The 18346-nt window shown below is 73.2% G+C and carries 19 protein-coding genes; 10 read left to right on the forward strand and 9 right to left on the reverse strand.

What is annotated here, in order from left to right; all coding sequences use genetic code 11:
• Positions 1–24: 24 nt before the first annotated feature.
• Together ACFC51_RS17345 and ACFC51_RS17350 are read left to right on the forward strand one after the other, a co-directional pair.
• The gene (locus ACFC51_RS17345) at positions 25–600 is read left to right on the forward strand and encodes a histidine phosphatase family protein (protein ID WP_376372523.1); all 576 of its coding nucleotides are present in this window, start codon (positions 25–27) and stop codon (positions 598–600) included.
• 95 nt (positions 601–695) lie between these two features.
• A complete protein-coding gene (locus tag ACFC51_RS17350) occupies positions 696–1859 on the forward strand; it encodes a serine hydrolase domain-containing protein (RefSeq protein WP_376372521.1) in 1164 nt (387 codons plus the stop codon).
• Here ACFC51_RS17350 and ACFC51_RS17355 read toward each other — a convergent pair.
• The 5 genes from ACFC51_RS17355 to ACFC51_RS17375 all read right to left on the reverse strand — a co-directional run bounded on the left by ACFC51_RS17355 (position 1853) and on the right by ACFC51_RS17375 (position 6860).
• On the reverse strand, positions 1853–2521 hold the full coding sequence (locus ACFC51_RS17355; RefSeq protein WP_376372519.1) for a response regulator: 669 nt from the start codon (positions 2519–2521) through the stop codon (positions 1853–1855). The genes ACFC51_RS17350 and ACFC51_RS17355 overlap by 7 nt on opposite strands.
• Positions 2518–3816 (reverse strand): sensor histidine kinase, encoded by a 1299-nt coding sequence (locus ACFC51_RS17360; RefSeq protein ID WP_376529446.1) that lies wholly within the window; start codon positions 3814–3816, stop codon positions 2518–2520. Before ACFC51_RS17360 ends, ACFC51_RS17355 begins: the two co-directional genes overlap by 4 nt.
• Positions 3809–4996: an acyltransferase gene (locus tag ACFC51_RS17365; RefSeq protein WP_376372515.1), complete on the reverse strand. Its 1188-nt coding sequence runs from the start codon at positions 4994–4996 to the stop codon at positions 3809–3811. The genes ACFC51_RS17360 and ACFC51_RS17365 overlap by 8 nt, the downstream gene beginning before the upstream one ends.
• Positions 4989–5948: an alpha/beta hydrolase gene (locus ACFC51_RS17370; RefSeq protein ID WP_376529449.1), complete on the reverse strand. Its 960-nt coding sequence runs from the start codon at positions 5946–5948 to the stop codon at positions 4989–4991. Before ACFC51_RS17370 ends, ACFC51_RS17365 begins: the two co-directional genes overlap by 8 nt.
• A gap of 135 nt (positions 5949–6083) precedes the next feature.
• On the reverse strand, positions 6084–6860 hold the full coding sequence (locus tag ACFC51_RS17375) for a LysR family substrate-binding domain-containing protein (RefSeq protein ID WP_376372512.1): 777 nt from the start codon (positions 6858–6860) through the stop codon (positions 6084–6086).
• 58 nt (positions 6861–6918) lie between these two features.
• On the opposite strand from ACFC51_RS17375, the gene ACFC51_RS17380 reads away from it, so the two are divergent.
• Complete coding sequence (locus ACFC51_RS17380) at positions 6919–7317, forward strand: DUF5997 family protein (RefSeq protein WP_376372510.1); 399 nt, start codon at positions 6919–6921, stop codon at positions 7315–7317.
• 291 nt (positions 7318–7608) lie between these two features.
• Here the strand turns inward: ACFC51_RS17380 and ACFC51_RS17385 are convergent, their stop codons facing one another.
• Entirely contained in the window at positions 7609–8241 is a 633-nt protein-coding gene (locus tag ACFC51_RS17385) for an SRPBCC family protein (protein ID WP_376529452.1), read from the reverse strand.
• A 153-nt stretch (positions 8242–8394) separates the two neighbouring features.
• Here ACFC51_RS17385 and ACFC51_RS17390 point away from each other — a divergent pair, with 153 nt between their 5' ends.
• The 6 genes from ACFC51_RS17390 (at position 8395) to ACFC51_RS17415 (ending at position 13960) form a co-directional block, all read left to right on the forward strand.
• Positions 8395–8784: a hypothetical protein gene (locus ACFC51_RS17390; protein ID WP_376372505.1), complete on the forward strand. Its 390-nt coding sequence runs from the start codon at positions 8395–8397 to the stop codon at positions 8782–8784.
• A 217-nt stretch (positions 8785–9001) separates the two neighbouring features.
• Positions 9002–10030, forward strand: coding sequence for an N-acetyl-gamma-glutamyl-phosphate reductase (gene argC, locus ACFC51_RS17395; protein ID WP_376529455.1), 1029 nt, complete (start codon positions 9002–9004; stop codon positions 10028–10030).
• Between the two features lie 88 nt (positions 10031–10118).
• Positions 10119–11273 (forward strand): bifunctional glutamate N-acetyltransferase/amino-acid acetyltransferase ArgJ, encoded by a 1155-nt coding sequence (gene argJ / locus ACFC51_RS17400; RefSeq protein WP_376372500.1) that lies wholly within the window; start codon positions 10119–10121, stop codon positions 11271–11273.
• A complete protein-coding gene (argB, locus tag ACFC51_RS17405) occupies positions 11270–12196 on the forward strand; it encodes an acetylglutamate kinase (RefSeq protein ID WP_376372498.1) in 927 nt (308 codons plus the stop codon). Before argJ ends, argB begins: the two co-directional genes overlap by 4 nt.
• Entirely contained in the window at positions 12193–13389 is a 1197-nt protein-coding gene (locus ACFC51_RS17410) for an acetylornithine transaminase (RefSeq protein WP_376372495.1), read from the forward strand. The genes argB and ACFC51_RS17410 overlap by 4 nt, the downstream gene beginning before the upstream one ends.
• Before the next feature lie 25 nt (positions 13390–13414).
• Positions 13415–13960: an arginine repressor gene (locus ACFC51_RS17415; RefSeq protein ID WP_376529457.1), complete on the forward strand. Its 546-nt coding sequence runs from the start codon at positions 13415–13417 to the stop codon at positions 13958–13960.
• On the opposite strand, the gene ACFC51_RS17420 is transcribed toward ACFC51_RS17415, so the two are convergent.
• The 3 genes from ACFC51_RS17420 to ACFC51_RS17430 all read right to left on the reverse strand — a co-directional run bounded on the left by ACFC51_RS17420 (position 13954) and on the right by ACFC51_RS17430 (position 16772).
• Positions 13954–14655 carry a L,D-transpeptidase gene (locus ACFC51_RS17420; RefSeq protein ID WP_376372490.1) on the reverse strand — a complete coding sequence of 234 codons (702 nt, stop codon included), beginning with the start codon at positions 14653–14655 and terminating at the stop codon, positions 13954–13956. The genes ACFC51_RS17415 and ACFC51_RS17420 overlap by 7 nt on opposite strands.
• Before the next feature lie 64 nt (positions 14656–14719).
• Positions 14720–15319 (reverse strand): pyridoxamine 5'-phosphate oxidase family protein, encoded by a 600-nt coding sequence (locus ACFC51_RS17425; protein ID WP_376372487.1) that lies wholly within the window; start codon positions 15317–15319, stop codon positions 14720–14722.
• 43 nt (positions 15320–15362) lie between these two features.
• Positions 15363–16772, reverse strand: a complete 1410-nt coding sequence (locus ACFC51_RS17430; protein WP_376529460.1) for a HEAT repeat domain-containing protein — start codon at positions 16770–16772, stop codon at positions 15363–15365.
• 133 nt (positions 16773–16905) lie between these two features.
• Between ACFC51_RS17430 and argH the strand changes: the two genes are divergently transcribed.
• Positions 16906–18339, forward strand: a complete 1434-nt coding sequence (gene argH, locus ACFC51_RS17435; protein ID WP_376372482.1) for an argininosuccinate lyase — start codon at positions 16906–16908, stop codon at positions 18337–18339.
• The last annotated feature ends 7 nt before the right edge of the window (positions 18340–18346 follow it).

An 18346-nucleotide genomic window follows, 5' to 3' on the forward strand; every position in this document is an offset into this window, starting at 1 on the left:
GCGCCGGGCCCCACGATCGCGCCCATGAGTGTTCGGGTGTCCATGGTCGCCGCAGCACGCAGCTCCGCCCTCCTCGCCGAGCGTTTCGACGACGACCGGCCGCTCGACCACGCCGGCTGGCGTGAGGTCCAGCTCGCCGCCCACACCCTGGTCCAGCTCGGCGCCGCCGAGCTGCGCTACTGCTCGCCGACCCCGCGCAGCCGCGCCACGGGCGACGCCCTGGGCTTCGCCCCGCTCGTCCAGCTCGCCCTGCGCGACTGCGACATGGGCCGCTGGAGGGGGCTGACCCTCTCCGAGGTCGCCGCCCGCGAACCGGCCGCCGTGGACGCCTGGCTCGCCGATCCGCGCTCCGCCCCGCACGGCGGGGAATCCCTGCTCGCCTTCATATCCCGGGTGGGGAGCTGGCTCGACACCCGGCCGGTCCAGGAGGGCGCCCTCGTCGCCGTGGCCGAACCCGCGGTCGTACGCGCGGCTCTGGTGTACGCCCTGAAGGCCCCGCCGTCGACGTACTGGAACGTCGACGTCCGGCCGCTCTCCGCCGTGACGATCACCGGACTCCCCGGGCGCTGGAGCGTCAGCTTCGAGGCGGTCCCGCGCTGACCGGTCACCCGGTCGAAGGAACGGGCCGTACGGCGTCTTCCCGCCGGTCCGACCAGTCGGTACGGTGCGTGGCACCGAGACGAGGAGAGAGACCCGTGCCCCAGATCCAAGGCCACTGCGACGACCGGTTCGCGGCGGTGCGCGACGCGTTCGAGGCCAACTTCGCCGAGCGCGATGAACTGGGTGCGGCGGTGACCGTCCTGCTCGACGGCGCTCCCGTGGTGGACCTCTGGGGCGGCTGGGCCGACGGGGAGCGGATCCGCCCCTGGGAGCGGGACACCGTGGTCAACGTCTGGTCCACCACGAAGGGGCCGACGGCGCTCTGCGCCCACGTCCTCGTCGACCGGGGTCTCCTGGACCTGGACGCCCCGGTGTCGGCGTACTGGCCTGAATTCGCCGCCCAGGGCAAGGAGTCCGTGCTGGTACGGCATCTGCTCTCGCACCGCTCCGGCGTCGCGGGGCTGCGCGATCCGCACACCCTGGCCGAGCTCTACGACTGGGAGCTGACCACGGCCCGTCTCGCGGCGACCGAGCCCTGGTGGGAGCCGGGCACCCGCTCCGGGTACCACGCGATCACCTACGGCTTCCTCGTCGGTGAGGTGGTCCGCCGGATCACGGGCCTGCTGCCGGGGGAGTTCCTCCGCCAGGAGATCACCGGGCCCCTCTCCATCGACTTCACCGTGGGCCTCCCGGAGGAGGACGCCGGACGCGTCGCCGAACTCGTCCAGCCGAAGGCCGTCTCCCGCGAACAGGCCGCCCTGTTCGCGGCGATGGAACCGGTGGCCATCGCCTCACTGCTCAACCCCGGCACGGGCATCGCGGCCGCCAACACCCCAGGCTGGCGCGCCGCCGAGATCCCGGCCGCCAACGGTCACGGCACGGCCCGCGCGGTCGCCTCCCTCTACGGAATCCTCGCCGGACGCGGCACCCTCGACGGCCACCGGATCCTGTCCGAGGAGGCGGCCGAGCGGGTCCGGGAGGGGCAGGGGAGCTGCCGGGACCTGGTGCTCGGGGCGGGCTTCGCCCACGAGACGGAGCTGGGCCTCGGACTCTGGCTGAGCGGCCCGAACGGCTCCTACGGCCCCAACCCGCGCGCCGTCGGCCACGACGGGGCGGGCGGCTCCTGCGGTCTCGCCGACCCCGAGGCGGGGATCGCCCTCGGCTACGTCATGAACCGCATGGGCCCGGACATCGCGGACGACCCGCGCAAGATGGCGCTGGTCGACGCGGTGTACGAGGCGCTCCCCGCAGCTCAGTGACCCGCAGGGCGCACCAGCCCCGACTCGTACGCGAACACCGCCGCCTGGGTGCGGTCGCGCAGGCCCAGCTTCACCAGGATCCGGCTCACATGGGTCTTCACGGTCTGCTCCGCCACCACCAGGCCCGCCGCGATCTCCGCGTTCGATAGGCCCTGCGCGATCAGGGACAGCACCTCCGTCTCCCGTTCCGTCAGGTCGCCCACGCGCTCCCTCCGGGGCGCGCGCGGCCCGGCGCTCACCCGGGAGAACTCGGCGATGAGGCGCTTGGTGATGTTCGGGGCGAGCAGCGCGTCCCCGGCCGCCACCACCCTCACGGCCTGAGCGAGTTCGTCGGCAGAGGCATCCTTCAGCAGGAACCCGGAGGCGCCGGCGCGGAGCGCCTCGTACACGTACTCGTCGAGGTCGAAGGTGGTCAGGACGAGCACCTTCACCGTGGAACCGTGCTCCCCGGTGAGACGGCGCGTGGCGTCGATGCCGCCCAGGCGAGGCATCCGTATGTCCATCAGCACGACGTCCGGGCCCAGTTCGGCGGCCTTCTCCAGCGCGTCCACCCCGTCCACCGCCTGACCGACGACCTCGATGCCCGGCTCGGCGTCCAGGAGCACGGTGAAGCCCTGGCGGACCATCATCTGGTCGTCGGCGATCAGTACGCGGATGGTCATGAAGGTTCCTCCAGGGGGAGTGTCGCCACTACTTCGTAACCCCCACCGGGGGTGGGGCCGTGGGCGAGGTCGCCGCCCAGCATGGCGGCCCGTTCGCGCATCCCGAGCAGACCGTGTCCGACGCCGCCCGTCGGCCGCCCCGGCGCGTCCGGGGCCGTGTTGGTGATCCGGACCGTGACGGCGGCGGAGTGATAGCCCACCTCGACCCGGGCGCCGGCCCCCGGAGCGTGCCGCAGCACATTGCTCAGCGCCTCCTGCACGATCCGGAACGCGGACAGCTCCACCCCGGGAGGAAGCGGCCTGCGCCTGCCCGTGGTCCCCGTCGTCACGGACACGCCCGTGCTCCGCACCGTGCCGATCAGCTCGTCCAGCCGATCCAGCGTGGGCTGCGGGGCGTGCCGCACCCCGTCCGCCGCCGCGTCCTCCGCGCGCAGCACGCCCAGCACCCGGCGCAGCTCGGCCAGGGCCTGCACCGCGTTCTCCCGTATCCCGGCGAGGTTCTCCCTGAGCTCGTCCGAGGGGTGTGCGACGAGGTGCGGGGCGACCTGCGCCTGGATGGAGATCACCGACATGTGATGGGCGACCACGTCGTGCAGCTCACGTGCGATCCGGTTGCGCTCCTCCAGGAGGGTGCGCCGGGACCGCTCCTCACGCGTGAGCCCGGACTGCACGACGAGCTGGCTGCGGGCCACCCGCAGAGCGCGCAGCGCCGCGCCGATTCCCACGGCCGCGATGACGACGGGCGCGCCGACGCCCAGGGAGTAGTGGTGGGCCTGCGTGGTGACGGTGCTGCTCACCAGCCCCGTCAGCAGACTCAGCGCGAGCGCGAGGACCGCCCGGCGCGGATGGACCCGGAGTGCCAGCAGGAACAGCGCCCCGCCCTGCAACGCCATCTCGGGGCCGGTCCACGGGAACGGATCGCCGGGCGTCACGGCGGACTCCGCGATCCGCACGCTGACGGCCATCAGACCCAGCGAGGCCCACCACGCGTACAGGGGCTGCCACATGCCGGCGAGGAGCGCGATCGCCTGGCACACGACCAGGAGCACCGCGTACTCGGGCACGGCCGCACCCCGGGGCACCAGGTCGGGCACGTGCCAGACGGCGACGAGCGTCACCCCGAGCAGCAGCAGCATCCCGAACGCCGGCCGCCATACCGGGGATCCGGGGGCGCCCATGGGCGGTACGGGATCGACGGGAGCGGTCCACAGGTCCTCGCGCAGCATCCGCGGCAGACCGCGCACCGCGGTCCACATCCGTGTCCCGACCCCCGTCATGGCGTTCAGCTTAGGCACGGTGCGACTCCTGTTCCCGGGCGGGGGGACCGGAGCGCACGACGGTCGAACTGCCGCCGCTCCGCTGCTCGTACACCCCGAACGCGGACCGGCACAGCAGCAGCGCCAGGGCGAACACCGGCAGCCACGCGAGCCGGGCGAGCACCCAGCCGGGGCCGTCGGGGACCGTGTGCAGGCCGGGGACCGGGCCGCCCAGGAAGAGCACGGTCGACGTGACCGCGATCATCGCGGTCTGGTGCCAGAGGAACACCGTCATCGCGGACAGGTTCAGCAGGATCACCGGGGCCCGGACCACCGGCCGCGCGAGGACCCGCCGTAGCGGTCCGAGCAGGAGGAAGGCCGCCCCGCACTGGGCGAGGCCGAACGTGACGGCGGCGAGCGACGGCGGGTCGAGGTTGGACAGAGCCCCGCCCGGCACCCCGACCATGGAGGCGGGATACCCGGCGAACAGCACCAGCCCGGCCGTCGCCCCCGCACCCCCCAGCAGCAGCATCCATCCGGTCCGGCGGCCGCTCGGCCCGCCCCGTGCCCAGGCCGCACCCAGGCAGTAGGGGACCAGCCAGCCCGCGGCCACGTTGATCCACCCCAGGGAGGCGGGGCCGTCGAGCCCCAGACGGAACAGGTCGACGTACAGGACGACGACGAGCGGCACGAGCGGGTGCAGCCGTGCGACCAGCGGGGTCGCCGCCGTCAGCGCGGCGAACACCAGCAGGAACCACAGCGGTGACCACACCAGCGAGCCCAGCGCGCGCAGCGTCCCCTCGTCCACACCCGAGGCCGACATCACGGCCGCAGCCACGGCCCACACGGCGGTCACCACGCCGACCGGCCGGAACAGGCGCAGCATCCGGACCCTCAGCCAGTGACCGTAGGACTCGCCCCTGGCCCGTGCCGAGGCGTATCCCGTCGCGCCCACCCGGCCGCCCACCAGGAAGAACAGGGCGAGCGTCTGGAACACCCAGGAGACGGGAGTGAGTCCTGGCATGTACGCGAGAGGGCTCGCACCGCGGACGGTGCCGCTGTCGGCGACCAGTGCCGTCACCAGCCAGTGGCCGCACACCACGCCCAGGACGGCGAAGGCGCGCAGGGCGTCGACCGCGTGATCGCGGTCCGGGGGAGTGGCCGCCTCGATCCGCCGGACGAGGGCCCGCACCTCCGCGCCTCTCACGAGGTCACGCATGACGGACCTCTGCCGTCCCCGCGACGATCGCGGCGATGCCGCGCAGGGCCACGCTCCCCGGTCTCAGGTAGTCGCCGTGCCCGGCGCCGCCCGCGTCGAAGAACTCCGCGCCGAACTCCGGCGACACCGGGCCCGTCCCGAACCCGACGGCGCCGAACGGCAGCGGCAGGACCAGGTGCGGGACCCGGCCGATCCAGTCGTCCCCGCCCCGTCCCGCCCAGACCGTGGCCCGGGTGCCCAGGGCGGCCGCGTCGTCCGCGCCGGTGCCGGGACTTCCGTACAGGACGATGGCCGCCACATCGAGCCCGGAAGCGGCCCGGGCGCAGACCACGGAACCGTAGGAGTGGCAAAGGAGGGAGACCGGGGCGGCCGGCCTGACCCGGCGCATCTCCCGTACGAAGGCCCGCAGGCCCGGAGCCGCCTCGTCGGCACGCGCCGCCGTCAGGGAGGAGGGGCCCGGCGTGGTGGGGGTCCGGTAGCCGAGCCAGGCGACGACGGCCGTCCCGGGGCCCAGCTCACCGAGGAGAGCCTCGGCACCACGCCGTGAACGGCCGTAGTGGTCGAGGTCGACACCCGATCCCGGCACCAGCACGGCGATCCGTCCGGCCCGCGACAGATCCCCGAAGACCTCCACGCCCCGGCCGCCGTCGCGCCCGTCGAACATCAGGAACGTGCGCCCCGGGGCCGCCATGCCCGAGAGCGCGGCGGCCCGTCGCCGGTCGCCGTGGCGGGTGGCCATGTCCCGCGCCGCCCGGATCTCCTGCCGGACGGCCGCGTACCTGGCCTCCAGCACCGGGGGCTCCGCCCCCTCCAGCGGCGCGAGGCGGGCGGGGACGGGCGCGGGAACCGCGGCGGGGCGGGCCGCCCCCGAGACCGGCAGGGCCACGGACGCGGTGACGAGTGCGGCGAGCAGGGCGCGGCGCGCGCGGCTGCTCGGTGAGCGGGACGCCATGGGAAGTCCTTCCGTACCGGATGGTGCTCGTCGAATCCGGTACCGAAGGTATGGAGCGATCCGTGTGGTCGGCGTCCCGCGCGGGAGCGCACCCGCCACGTAGCTCGCGAGTACTACAGGTAGGGGGCGTACCCGCTACGGCCTGCGGCGGGGCTTCCCGCGCCCGGTGCCGCCCTTGGCGTTCTTCGCCCCTTTGGCGCCGCCCGCGCCGCCGCGGGACGGCTTGCCGGCGGCCGGCTTCCGGGGGGCGCCGCTCTTCTTGCCGTCGGCGCGCTTCGCCTTGGGCTGAGGAGGTGTCGGAGGTCGGCCCCGGGTGCTGTTGACCGTACGGCCCCGGACGATCCCGATGAACTCCTCCACCAGGTCGGTCGTCTTCTCCTCCGGCCACGACAGAGCGATCCGTGACTCGGGGACACCCGTCAGCGGGCGGTAGGTGAGGTCCTTGCGGTGGTACAGGCGCGCCAGCGACTGCGGGACGACGAGCAGGCCGATGCCCGCGGCCACCAGCTCCACGGCGTCCTCGGTCGTGGCGGGCCGCTCGAACGCGGGCCGGCCCGGGGGACGCTCCCAGTCCAGGGTGTCGTCGAGGGGATGCAGCACGATCTCCTCGGCGAGGTCCTCGGCCGACATCTCCTCGACGGCCGTCCCCTCGTGGTCCTTGGGGATGACGACCACGGTCGTCTCCGTGTAGAGGGGGATCGCGCTGAGGTCCGTACGGTCGACGGGCAGCCGCACGAAGCCGGCGTCGGCGCCGCCGTCACGCAGCAGGGCGGCGGCCTCCGCGGCGGGCACACCGACGAGGGTCAGCGGGGTACCGGGCAGCCGCTCGTTCCAGATCCGCACCCACTTGGTCGGGGTCACGCCCGGGACGTAGGCGAGCCGGAACGCGAGGGGTACTTCCGAGCCTGTCACCCCGCAAGGCTACCGGCCGTGGTCCCGGGCGCCGCACATGCTCGATACCCTGTACACCATGACGTCGCACCAGACCACCCAGACGATGAAGCCCGCCACCGCGGCGAAGAAGCTGGGTGTGTACCTCGAAGCCACCCCCGCAGAGTTCCAGGAGGGCGTCGTCTCGCGCGCCGAGCTGAACGCGCTGCAGTCAGACCCGCCCCCGTGGCTGCAGGAGCTGCGCCGCAACGGCCCGCACCCCCGGCCGGTCGTCGCCTCGAAGCTGGGCGTCTCCATCGCCGGTCTCGCGCGGGGCGGTGTCACCGAGCCCCTCACCACCGAGCAGATCGACGCCCTGAAGCAGGACGGCCCCGAGTGGCTCCAGAAGGAGCGCGCCACCCAGGCCGAGGTCCGCAAGGAAGCGGTCCGCATCAAGGAGCGCGACGCCGCCCGGGCCCAGCAGGCCGACCGCGACTGACCGTCCGCCGGCGACGCCCGGCTGGCCGCCGCCGTCCGTGCGCGGACGCGGAGCCGGTGGGGCGTGCCCGGCCGACGGCCCGCCTCCGCGCCACCGGTCAGGACGCTGCCTGGCCGGGCCCGCGGACCGGGACCTCCGCTCCGCCGCCCGCGAGGCGCCATGTGCCATCCGGACGCCGGGAGCCGGAAGCCGGGAGCCGGAAGTTGGAAGCCGGGAGCCGGGTGCCGGACGGCTCCGGCGGTACGCGCGTCGTCCGTGGGAGCGGACCGCCGAGGACGGACCTCGGACCGGTCATTCCCCGGTGTAGAAGGCGATCGTCGCCACCGTCGTCGCGGTCACGGTCTCCGGATCCGCGCCGGAAGCGGCGAACGCACGGCCCCATTCCTCGCCCGAACGCGCCACGAAGGCCTTCGCCTCGGGCGAGGTCTGCCACTCCACGGCGTCCTGAGGGCTGAGCCCGCCCCCCGTCAGATGCCACCCGAGCCCCAGCAGGGCCAGGTCCCAGCCGATGCCGACCGCACCCGGCCCGTACTGGCTCCGGAACTCCTCCGGGACCACGGAGACGTGCTCCAGTTCGAGCACCGTCCGGCTGCCGCTCTCCGGTGCCAGGCGCACTTCGACCTCGCTGAAGCCGGGGTCGGGGCCGAACCGCCAGGAGACCCGCAGCCGTTCCGGGGCCACGCACTCGATGATCTCGCCGCCGGCGTTCCCCTCCAGCTGGTAGCTCCCGCCGGGCCGGAACTCCCCTGTCACCGGGAGGAACCAGCGGGCGATCCGCTCCGGCGAGGTCACCGCGTCCCAGACGTCGGCCGGACCGGCGTCGAAGGTCCGCCGCAGCAGCACGCTGCCGGCCTCGTCCTGCCCTACCCGGCGCGTGCCGACCTCCCGGTGCACCCGGCTGATCTCGTCGACGATCTCGCTCATGGCCGCTCACTCCGTTCCGCTCGCCCGCGCCGGTGCCTCCGTCGGCCATGTAACCGAAGTTCCGCGCACTCCGCCTCACCGCACGGGCCGGCCGCCCCCGCCCGGCCGCTCGAAGGACCGGCGGAGAGACCGGCGGAGAGGAAGAATGAGTCCATGCATCTTCCCGTGGGTGTCGTGGACGCCACCGCGCTGATCGAGGTCGTGCGGATCTCGGCCCTTCCGGCCCGGAGCGGCGCCCCCTACCCCGGAGCGGTGGTCGCCCACTGGGCCGGGAGCGAGGCCGCCGACGCCCTCGCCTCCTTCGAGGTCCTGCCCGGCAGCGGACAGCACCGCTGCGGCTTCGCGCCGGGCTGGGGCGTCCGGGCGTACGACGACTCGCTCGGCCCGGCGCTGTTCGAGGCGGCGTTCTGCTTCCACTGTCATGAGATCCGCATGCACGGCCCGGCCGTGCCGCCCGCCCTGGCCACACAGTTCTTCGACGCGGATGCACCGCCGGCCCGGGCCCTTCTGGAGCGCTTCCGCGCGGCGGCCGCACACGGCTGACGCCGGCAGGACGGCGGCCGCGGTCTCCCGGACGCGGCGCGCGGTGATCCCCGTACGACGGGCGAGGCCGCCGGTCGGGGCGGGGAGACCGGTGACCACCCGGGGCGCCCCGGTGGTCCACGAGGGCCTCCTGGCGGACGGCGGCGGATTCCCGGGGATCTTTGCATAACACTGCATGGTTGCGTATAGTCATGCCATCAATGAGGAGGCATTTCCGATGGTGGTACGTGCGGCAGTGGCAGGGGCGAGCGGATACGCCGGCGGGGAACTGCTCCGTCTGCTCCTCACTCATCCCCAGATCGAGATCGGGGCACTCACCGCCCACTCCAACGCCGGAGAGCGGCTCGGCCCGCTGCAGCCGCACCTGAGGCCGCTCGCCGACCGTGTGCTCCAGCCGACCACGGCCCAGGTGCTCGCCGGGCACGACGTCGTCTTCCTGGCCCTGCCGCACGGGCAGTCCGCCGCCGTGGCCGAACAGCTCGGCGACGACGTGCTCGTCGTCGACATGGGCGCCGACTTCCGGCTCGCGGACCCCGCCGACTGGGAGCGGTTCTACGGTTCGCCGCACGCCGGGACCTGGCCCTACGGCCTGCCCGAGCTGCCCGGGGCCCGCGCCGCGCTGGCGGGGACCAAGCGCATCGCCGTGCCCGGCTGCTACCCGACGGCCGTCTCCCTCGCACTCTTCCCGGCGTACGCGGCCGGTCTCGCCGAGCCCGAGGCCGTCGTCGTCGCCGCGTCCGGCACCTCCGGCGCGGGCAAGGCGGCCAAGCCGCACCTGCTCGGCTCCGAGGTCATGGGCAACATGACCCCGTACGGCGTCGGAGGGGTCCACCGGCACACCCCCGAAATGATCCAGAACCTCGGGGCGGCGGCCGGCGAGCCCGTCTCCGTCTCCTTCACACCGACCCTCGCGCCCATGCCCCGCGGCATCCTCGCCACGTGCAGCGCGAAGGCCAAGCCCGGGGTGAGCGCCGAGTCGCTCCGCACGGCCTACGAGAAGGCCTTCGCCGACGAGCCGTTCGTCGACCTGCTGCCCGAGGGGCAGTGGCCCTCCACCGCCGCCGTGTACGGCTCCAACGCCGTCCAGATCCAGGTCGCCCACGACGAGGCGGCCGGCCGGATCATCGTGATCAGCGCCATCGACAACCTCGCCAAGGGCACCGCCGGAGGCGCCCTGCAGAGCACGAACATCGCCCTCGGGCTTCCCGAGGACACAGGTCTTTCCACGATCGGAGTCGCACCGTGAGCGACGTACGCGCAGCCGCCGGGCTGCGGGGGACGACGAATGCCGCGCCGCTGCGCTGCGCGGGCGGAGAAGCGAACGAGGAGATGCAGTGAGCGTCACGGCAGCACAGGGGTTCTCGGCGGCGGGCATCGCCGCCGGAATCAAGGAGAGCGGTCAACCCGACCTGGCCCTCGTGGTCAACAACGGGCCCCGCCGCGCCGCCGCGGGCGTCTTCACCTCCAACCGCGTCAAGGCCGCGCCCGTCCTCTGGTCGGAACAGGTGGTCAGGGGCGGCGAGGTGACCGCGGTGGTCCTCAACTCGGGCGGGGCCAACGCCTGTACGGGCCCGCAGGGCTTCCAGGACACCCACGCCACCGCCGAGAAGGCCGCCGAGGTCCTCCCCGGGCACAGCGCGGGCGAGATCGCCGTCGCCTCGACCGGGCTGATCGGTCTGCTCCTCCCCATGGACAAGCTCCTGCCCGGCCTGGACAAGGCCGCCGAGGCGCTGAGCGAACACGGCGGTGAGAGGGCCGCCATCGCGATCAAGACCACCGACACCGTCCACAAGACGAGCGTGGTCACCCAGGACGGCTGGACCGTCGGCGGCATGGCCAAGGGAGCGGGCATGCTCGCCCCCGGCCTGGCCACCATGCTGGTCGTCCTCACGACGGACGCCGACGTGGAGGCCCCCGCGCTCGACACCGCGCTGCGCACCGCCACCCGCACCACCTTCGACCGGGTCGACTCCGACGGCTGCATGTCGACCAACGACACGGTGCTGCTCCTCGCCTCCGGGGCGAGCGGGATCACCCCGGGACAGGCCGCGTTCGAGCAGGCCGTGCAGAGCGTCTGCGCCGATCTCGCCCGCCAGCTGATCGGTGACGCCGAAGGCGCTTCGAAGGACATCCGGATCGAGGTGGTCAACGCAGCGACCGAGGACGACGCCGTCGAGGTCGGCCGGAGCATCGCCCGCAACAACCTCCTCAAGTGCGCCATCCACGGCGAGGACCCCAACTGGGGCCGCGTCCTCTCCGCGATCGGCACCACGAAGGCAGCCTTCGAGCCCGACCGGCTGAACGTCGCCATCAACGACGTCTGGGTCTGCAAGAACGGCAGCGTCGGCGAGGACCGCGACCTGGTCGACATGCGCTACCGGGAGGTCAGGATCACCGCGGACCTCTCCGCGGGGGACGAGTCCGCCGTCATCTGGGCCAACGACCTGACCGCCGAGTACGTCCACGAGAACAGCGCGTACAGCTCATGAGCGCCCCCAGGAAGCACAACGCACTGCCCAAGGCACAGATCCTCATCGAGGCACTGCCCTGGCTCACCCGGCACAACGGCAGGACCGTCGTCATCAAGTTCGGCGGCAACGCCATGATCGACGAGGATCTGAAGGCCGCCTTCGCCCAGGACGTCGTCTTCCTGCGGCACGCCGGCCTCAAGCCCGTCGTCGTGCACGGCGGCGGCCCGCAGATCAGCGCCCAGCTCGACAAGCAGGGCCTGGTCAGCGAGTTCAAGGCCGGACTGCGCGTCACCACGCCCGAGGCCATGGACGTCGTCCGCATGGTGCTCGCCGGGCAGGTCCAGCGCGAGCTGGTCGGGCTGCTCAACGAGCACGGCCCGCTCGCCGTCGGCATGACCGGCGAGGACGCCCACACGATCACCGCGGTCCAGCACCGCCCCGTGATCGACGGCGAGGCGGTCGACATCGGCCGGGTGGGTGAGATCACCGCCATAGACACGGGCGCGATCCAGGCGCTGCTGGACGACGGCCGGATCCCGGTCATCTCCTCCATCGCCCGCTCCGCCGAGGACAACCACGTCTACAACGTCAACGCCGACACCGCCGCCGCCGCGCTGGCCGCGGCCCTGGGCGCCGAGACGCTGATGGTCCTCACCGACGTCGAGGGCCTCTACGAGGACTGGCCGAACAGTGACGACGTCATCAGCCGCCTCACCGCCACCGAGCTGGAGAAGCTGCTGCCCGACCTCTCCAGCGGCATGGTGCCCAAGATGCAGGGCTGCCTCTACGCCGTACGCAACGGCGTCGAGACGGCCCGTGTCATCGACGGACGGGTCCAGCACTCGATCCTGCTGGAGATCTTCACCGACGAGGGAATCGGCACCATGGTCGTGCCGGACGTGAACTCCGGCCCGGCGGCCGGGACGAAGGGGGAGTCATGAGCAACGAGGAGTACGCGCAGCGCTGGCAGGGCGCGCTGATGGACAACTACGGCACCCCGCAGCTGCCTCTGGTGCGGGGCGCGGGCGCCCGGGTCTGGGACGCGGACGGCACCGAGTACCTCGACTTCGTCGGCGGTATCGCGGTCAACGCACTCGGCCACGCCCACCCCGCCGTGGTCGAGGCGGTCTCCACGCAGATCGCCTCCCTCGGCCATGTCTCCAACCTCTACACCGCCGAGCCCCCCATCGCGCTCGCCGAACGGCTGCTCCAGCTCTTCGGGCGCTCCGGCAGGGTCTTCTTCTGCAACTCCGGCGCCGAGGCCAACGAAGCGGCCTTCAAGATCGGCCGGCTGACCGGGCGCACCCACATGGTCGCCACCGACGGCGGCTTCCACGGCCGGACCATGGGCAGCCTCGCCCTGACCGGCCAGCAGTCCAAGCGCACCCCGTTCCTGCCACTGCCCGGCGACGTCACGCACGTGCCGTACGGCGACGTCGAGGCGCTCCGGGCCGCCGTGACGACCGACACCGCACTGCTGATCATCGAGCCCGTCCAGGGTGAGATCGGCGTCGTCGTCCCGCCCAAGGGCTATCTGGAGGCGGCTCGGGAGATCACCCGGGCCACCGGCACGCTGCTCGTCCTGGACGAGGTGCAGACCGGGATCGGCCGTTGCGGACAGTGGTTCGAGCACCAGGCCCACCAGGGCGTCGAGCCGGACGTGGTCACGCTGGCCAAGGGACTCGGCGGCGGCCTGCCGATCGGCGCCACCGTCGCGTTCGGTGCCACGGCCGACCTGCTGAAGCCCGGTCAGCACGGCACGACGTTCGGCGGGAACCCCGTCGCCTGCGCCGCCGGTCTCGCGGTGCTGGACACACTTGCCGCGGACGGCACCCTGGACAACGTGAAGCGGCTGGGCGAGCGGATCCGGGACGGCGTCGAGGGCCTCGGGCACCCGGCGGTCTCCCACGTCCGCGGCTCAGGACTGCTGCTGGGTATCGTGCTCACCGGGCCCCTCGCACCGAAGGTGCAGCAGGCGGCTCAGGGAGCCGGACTCCTGGTGAACGCGCCCGCCCCCGACGTCGTACGGCTCATGCCGCCGCTGATCATCGGTGACGCCGAGGTGGATGCGTTCCTTCGGATTCTGCCGGGAGCTCTCGACGCGGCTTACGGGGACGGACGATCCGGGGAGTGACGATCCGGAGAATGAGGCGACGACGATGACCGAGGCGCAGGAAACCGACCAAGGCGGGCCGTCGGTGCCACAGACCCGCACAGCACGCCACCGCAGGATCGTGGACATCCTGAACCGGCAGCCGGTGCGCTCGCAGAGCCAGCTGGCCAGGCTCCTGTCCGACGACGGGCTGAGCGTCACCCAGGCGACGCTCTCCCGCGACCTGGACGAGCTCGGTGCGGTGAAGATCCGCAACACGGGTGGCGAGCTGATCTACGCGGTGCCGAGCGAGGGCGGGTTCCGCACGCCGCAGGCACCGCTCGGCGGGTCGGCCAAGGAGGAGCGGATGCGCAGGCTCTCCGCCGAGCTCCTCATCTCCGCGGAGGCCTCGGCCAACCTGGTGGTGCTGCGTACGCCTCCGGGCGCCGCGCAGTTCCTCGCCTCGGCCATCGACCAGGCCGAACTCCGGGCGGTCCTCGGCACCATCGCGGGGGACGACACGCTGATGCTGATCAGCCGTGACCCCAGCGGGGGCCAGGCCCTGGCCGACCACCTCCTGCGGCTGGCCCAGAACGACCGGGCACCTCAGTAGCGGGTGACCGCGGTCGGGCCGGACGCCGTCCCGACCGCGATGTGGGGGCGCCGGCCCGGATCGGCCCAGTCCAGGATCCGGTCCATCGCGGCCGCCGGCACGGACACACAGCCGGCGGTCGCACCCTTCCCGTCGACGTGGAGGAAGATCCCCGCGCCCCTGCCCCGTACCGGCCGGTCGTAGTTGAAGCCGATGACGAGCGCCCGGGCGTACTGGGTGGCGTAGGTGACGAGGTGTTCGGACTCCTCCGCGCGGCAGTCGGCGGGCCTCGGCTCCACCCAGCGGTTGTAGGACGCGGACGCGTTGTCCTGGCACCACCACGAGTCCTCGCCGATCCGCCGGTACGGGTAGCGGGTCCCGGGAGGGGCCGCACCGGTCCCGAAGGCGTACGGGAGGTCGTACAGCCCGGTGGGTGTGGTGTTCGTGCCCTGGGTCCGGCCGGCGCCCTCCGCCAGGCCGTTCGCCCCGAAGCGGGCGGGTGCCGAACCCGCCGCCACCCAGTCGCCGCCGCGCAGCTCCCACCAGGTCACCGTGCCCGTGGTGGAGTCGGCGCCGGGGGCCTCGGCGGTGATCAGCTGCGTACCGCCGCCGGTGTCGGCCAGCCGCGCGGGAAGGGGCGCCGGCTCCGCGGGCCGCGCCGCGAGGGAACCGGCCAGTGCCAGCAGGACCGGGACGGTCACCAGGATTCTGCGCATGCTCCGGACCGTACGGGGGGCGGCGGACCGCCCCCACCGCGCCTGCTCCGTACGGCCCAGCGCCTCACCCCGTGGAGGGCGAGGGCATCGCGGGCAGCGGCAGCGGGAGCCCGGGCAGCCCGTCGATGCTGGTCGCGATGTCGGACTTCTTCGCGAAGTAGCTGCTGAGGCTCTCGTCGTCCTCGCGCCGGAAACGGTCGGCGTGCAGCGAGCGGTCCTCGTCGTACGACATGAAGGGCACGCCGTACCCGCAGGTGTCCCGGATCAGTTCGGCCGTCACCACGATGATCGCGCGCAGCCCGTGAGGGGTCGGGTCCACCCCGGGGAAGTGGCCGAGCAGGCCCGGGAAGCGCGGGTCGTCACGGAAGACCGGCTCACCCCGGCCGTGTACGCGGACGATGTTCGGCGGGCCCTGGAACGCGCACCACATCAGTGTGATGCGTCCGTTCTCCCGGAGGTGGGCCACGGTCTCGGCGTTGCTGCCGGCGAAGTCCAAGTAGGCCACGGTGCGTTCGTCGACCACTGCGAACGATCCGCTCACGCCCTTGGGGGAGAGGTTGATGGTGCCGTCGCCGTCCAGGGGCGAAGTGGCGGTGAAGAAGATGCGCTGCTCCTCGATGAAGGCGCGCAGCCGTCCGTCGATACGCTCATGCGTTTTTCCCATGGGCGAAGTCTCCGCCGACGCACGCCCTCGCCGGTAGTGGGTTTCATCCACCGGGACCGGTGGGCGGCAGAGGCTCGTAGCGTGCCCGCTGCGCCTCGTGGGCGACCTCGGGGTCCTCGTCCTCCTCCAGCGGGGCCAGCACGCGTTTGCGCAGGGCCGGACCGTGGGCGCAGAGCAGGCGGAGGCCGGACCGCCGTACGTGCCGGGGGCGGTCCGGGGCCACCAGCGAGGTCAGCCATTCCTCCGGCACCAGCAGGACGTACGGTGCGAGCGCCTTGCGGGCGACGCGCACCACCGGCGGGTGCGGGTCCTCCATGGCGGCCATCAGTTCGTCGGGAGAGGCGGCGTCCAGCATGAGCAGCGAGGCGAGCGCCGCAGCGCGCACCCGGCCGTCCGGATGGGCCGTCAGCGGCCTCAGCAGGGCGACGGCGCCGGGGGCACCGGACTCGGCCAGCCCGAACAGCGCGCCCGACGCCACACCCGGCGCGACGGGGTCGGAGCACAGCACCCGGTGGAGCTCCTGCGGGTCCCCGCCCTCCGTACGCAGGACCAGGCGCGCGGCGGAGCGCACCCTCGCCGACGGATCGGCCAGGTACCGTGCGGCCTCCCGGCCTCGGCCCGCCCGGTGCAGTCCCGTCACCGCGGAGGACCGTGTCACGGCTGACGAAGCGGTGAGCAGGGGATCCAGGAGCCGGTCGGGGTCACCCGCGGTGACCCGGGCCAGCAGAGCGGCGGTGCACCAGTGGCGGACGGTCCGGTCCGGGGCGGTGAGGACGAGCTCCGTGAGCTGGGCGGGACCGAGCAGCCCACGCTCCAGGCACAGCCGCGCCGCGAGGATCCGGGCGCGCGGCACATGGCTCGCGCGGATCCGGCCCGGCAGTCCGGCCGGCCGGGGGCCCGCTGCCGCCAGCATCCGTTCCAGGGCCCAGCCGCCGTGCGGGCGCAGGTTCAGGTGCACGGCCAGGGGGACCAGCAGGGAAGGGTCCGCCTCCCGCCCGTGCAGGGCGGCGTCCGCCATGCGGCGGGCCCGCTCCCGCACCTCCGTCCGACGGTCGGCGCAGCGGACCAGCAGCAGGGGCAGCAGGGCGGACCGCCCGGAGCTGAACGGCAGCGCGGCCCCGCGCACCTGCCACCGCTCGTGGCACAGGGCGATCGCGGTCTCCGCCTCACCGGGCGGGAACCGCGACCAGGTGACGTCCTGCGCCTCCTCGTCCCAGCGCGGTGCGGCGGTCCAGTCGACCGATCCCCGCCCGTCGGCGTGCCCGTCCCCGAGCAGGGACCGCAGCGCCCGGACGCTCCTCGGACGCGCGGTCGCCGACCGTATCCCCCCGTCGAGACGGACCCAGGCGGCCCAGTCGGCCGTGTCCAGGGACGCGGCCACGGACCTGCCCAGCAGGAGCCGGTCCTCCGGAGGGAGGTACCGCGTGGGGGACAGAGGTATCAGGCTCCGCATGAACGCAGCATAGAGACAGGGCACGCCTCTCACCAGCAGCTTTGACAAACCATGCAGACCATCGCATAGTTATGCCATTCGTGATCGCGCCGTGAGGCGGACGCACACCCCTTGCACTCCCGAGGAGCACGCAGTGAGCAACGGCACCGGAAACAGCGACGTACGCCTCTGGGGCGGCCGTTTCGCCGACGGTCCGGCCGAGGCGCTGGCCAAGCTGTCCGCGTCCGTCCACTTCGACTGGCGCCTCGCGCCGTACGACATCGCGGGCTCGCGTGCCCACGCGCGCGTGCTCCACAAGGCGGGGCTGCTCACCGCCGACGAGCTGACCCGGATGATCGAGGGACTCGACGCGCTCGAAGCAGCGGTGGCCGACGGATCGTTCACCGGCACCCTCGCGGACGAGGACGTCCACACCGCGCTGGAGCGCGGCCTCCTGGAGCGCCTCGGCCCCGACCTCGGCGGCAAGCTGCGGGCCGGCCGGTCCCGGAACGACCAGGTCGCCACCCTCTTCCGGATGTACCTGCGCGACCACGCCCGCATCATCGGCGGCCTGATCGCCGAGCTCCAGGACGCGCTGGTGGGGCTGGCCGAGGCCCACCCGGACGTGGCCATGCCCGGGCGCACGCACCTCCAGCACGCCCAGCCCGTGCTCTTCGCCCACCACGTCCTGGCCCATGTGCAGCCCCTGTCCCGGGACGCCGAGCGGCTGCGGCAGTGGGACGAGCGGACCGCCGTCTCCCCGTACGGCTCCGGCGCTCTGGCCGGTTCGTCCCTCGGGCTCGACCCGGAGGCCGTCGCGGCCGACCTCGGCTTCGAGCGCGGCTCCGTCGCCAACTCGATCGACGGCACCGCGTCCCGCGACTTCGTCGCCGAGTTCGCGTTCGTCACCGCGATGATCGGCGTCAACCTCTCCCGGATCGCCGAGGAGATCATCATCTGGAACACGAAGGAGTTCTCCTTCGTCACCCTCCACGACGCCTTCTCCACCGGCTCCTCGATCATGCCGCAGAAGAAGAACCCCGACATCGCCGAGCTGGCGCGCGGCAAGTCCGGCCGCCTCGTCGGCAACCTCACCGGGCTGATGGCGACGCTCAAGGCCCTCCCCCTCGCGTACAACCGCGACCTCCAGGAGGACAAGGAGCCGGTCTTCGACTCCTGCGATCAGCTCGAGGTCCTGCTGCCCGCGTTCACCGGCATGATGGCCACGCTCACCGTCAACCGGGAGCGCATGGAGGAGCTGGCCCCCGCCGGCTTCTCGCTCGCCACGGACATCGCCGAGTGGCTGGTGAAGCAGGGCGTCCCGTTCCGGGTGGCGCACGAGGTCGCCGGTGAGTGCGTGAAGGTCTGCGAGCAGCAGGGCATCGAGCTCGACGAGCTGACGGACGAGCAGTTCGCGAAGATCTCCGAGCACCTCACCCCCGAGGTGCGCACGGTCCTCGACGTGCCCGGTGCGCTCGCCTCCCGTGACGGGCGGGGCGGCACCGCCCCCTCCGCCGTCGCCGTCCAGCTGGCCGAGGTCAAGGCCGACCTGGTGACGCAGCACGCCTGGGCGACCGCGCGCGGCTGATTCGCGG

This window comes from Streptomyces sp. NPDC055962, assembly GCF_042270185.1.
In the GTDB taxonomy this organism is placed as follows: Bacteria; Actinomycetota; Actinomycetes; order Streptomycetales; family Streptomycetaceae; genus Streptomyces.

What these genes read in the sequence shown, in the direction of transcription:
- ACFC51_RS17345 (WP_376372523.1), top strand. Translation starts at nt 25, where the DNA reads ATGAGTGTTCGGGTGTCCATGGTCGCCGCAGCACGCAGCTCCGCCCTC.
- ACFC51_RS17355 (WP_376372519.1), bottom strand. Translation starts at nt 2,521, where the DNA reads ATGACCATCCGCGTACTGATCGCCGACGACCAGATGATGGTCCGCCAG.
- ACFC51_RS17365 (WP_376372515.1), bottom strand. Translation starts at nt 4,996, where the DNA reads ATGCGTGACCTCGTGAGAGGCGCGGAGGTGCGGGCCCTCGTCCGGCGG.
- ACFC51_RS17370 (WP_376529449.1), bottom strand. Translation starts at nt 5,948, where the DNA reads ATGGCGTCCCGCTCACCGAGCAGCCGCGCGCGCCGCGCCCTGCTCGCC.
- ACFC51_RS17380 (WP_376372510.1), top strand. Translation starts at nt 6,919, where the DNA reads ATGACGTCGCACCAGACCACCCAGACGATGAAGCCCGCCACCGCGGCG.
- ACFC51_RS17385 (WP_376529452.1), bottom strand. Translation starts at nt 8,241, where the DNA reads ATGAGCGAGATCGTCGACGAGATCAGCCGGGTGCACCGGGAGGTCGGC.
- ACFC51_RS17390 (WP_376372505.1), top strand. Translation starts at nt 8,395, where the DNA reads ATGCATCTTCCCGTGGGTGTCGTGGACGCCACCGCGCTGATCGAGGTC.
- argC (WP_376529455.1), top strand. Translation starts at nt 9,002, where the DNA reads ATGGTGGTACGTGCGGCAGTGGCAGGGGCGAGCGGATACGCCGGCGGG.
- argB (WP_376372498.1), top strand. Translation starts at nt 11,270, where the DNA reads ATGAGCGCCCCCAGGAAGCACAACGCACTGCCCAAGGCACAGATCCTC.
- ACFC51_RS17410 (WP_376372495.1), top strand. Translation starts at nt 12,193, where the DNA reads ATGAGCAACGAGGAGTACGCGCAGCGCTGGCAGGGCGCGCTGATGGAC.
- ACFC51_RS17415 (WP_376529457.1), top strand. Translation starts at nt 13,415, where the DNA reads ATGACCGAGGCGCAGGAAACCGACCAAGGCGGGCCGTCGGTGCCACAG.
- ACFC51_RS17420 (WP_376372490.1), bottom strand. Translation starts at nt 14,655, where the DNA reads ATGCGCAGAATCCTGGTGACCGTCCCGGTCCTGCTGGCACTGGCCGGT.
- ACFC51_RS17425 (WP_376372487.1), bottom strand. Translation starts at nt 15,319, where the DNA reads ATGGGAAAAACGCATGAGCGTATCGACGGACGGCTGCGCGCCTTCATC.
- ACFC51_RS17430 (WP_376529460.1), bottom strand. Translation starts at nt 16,772, where the DNA reads ATGCGGAGCCTGATACCTCTGTCCCCCACGCGGTACCTCCCTCCGGAG.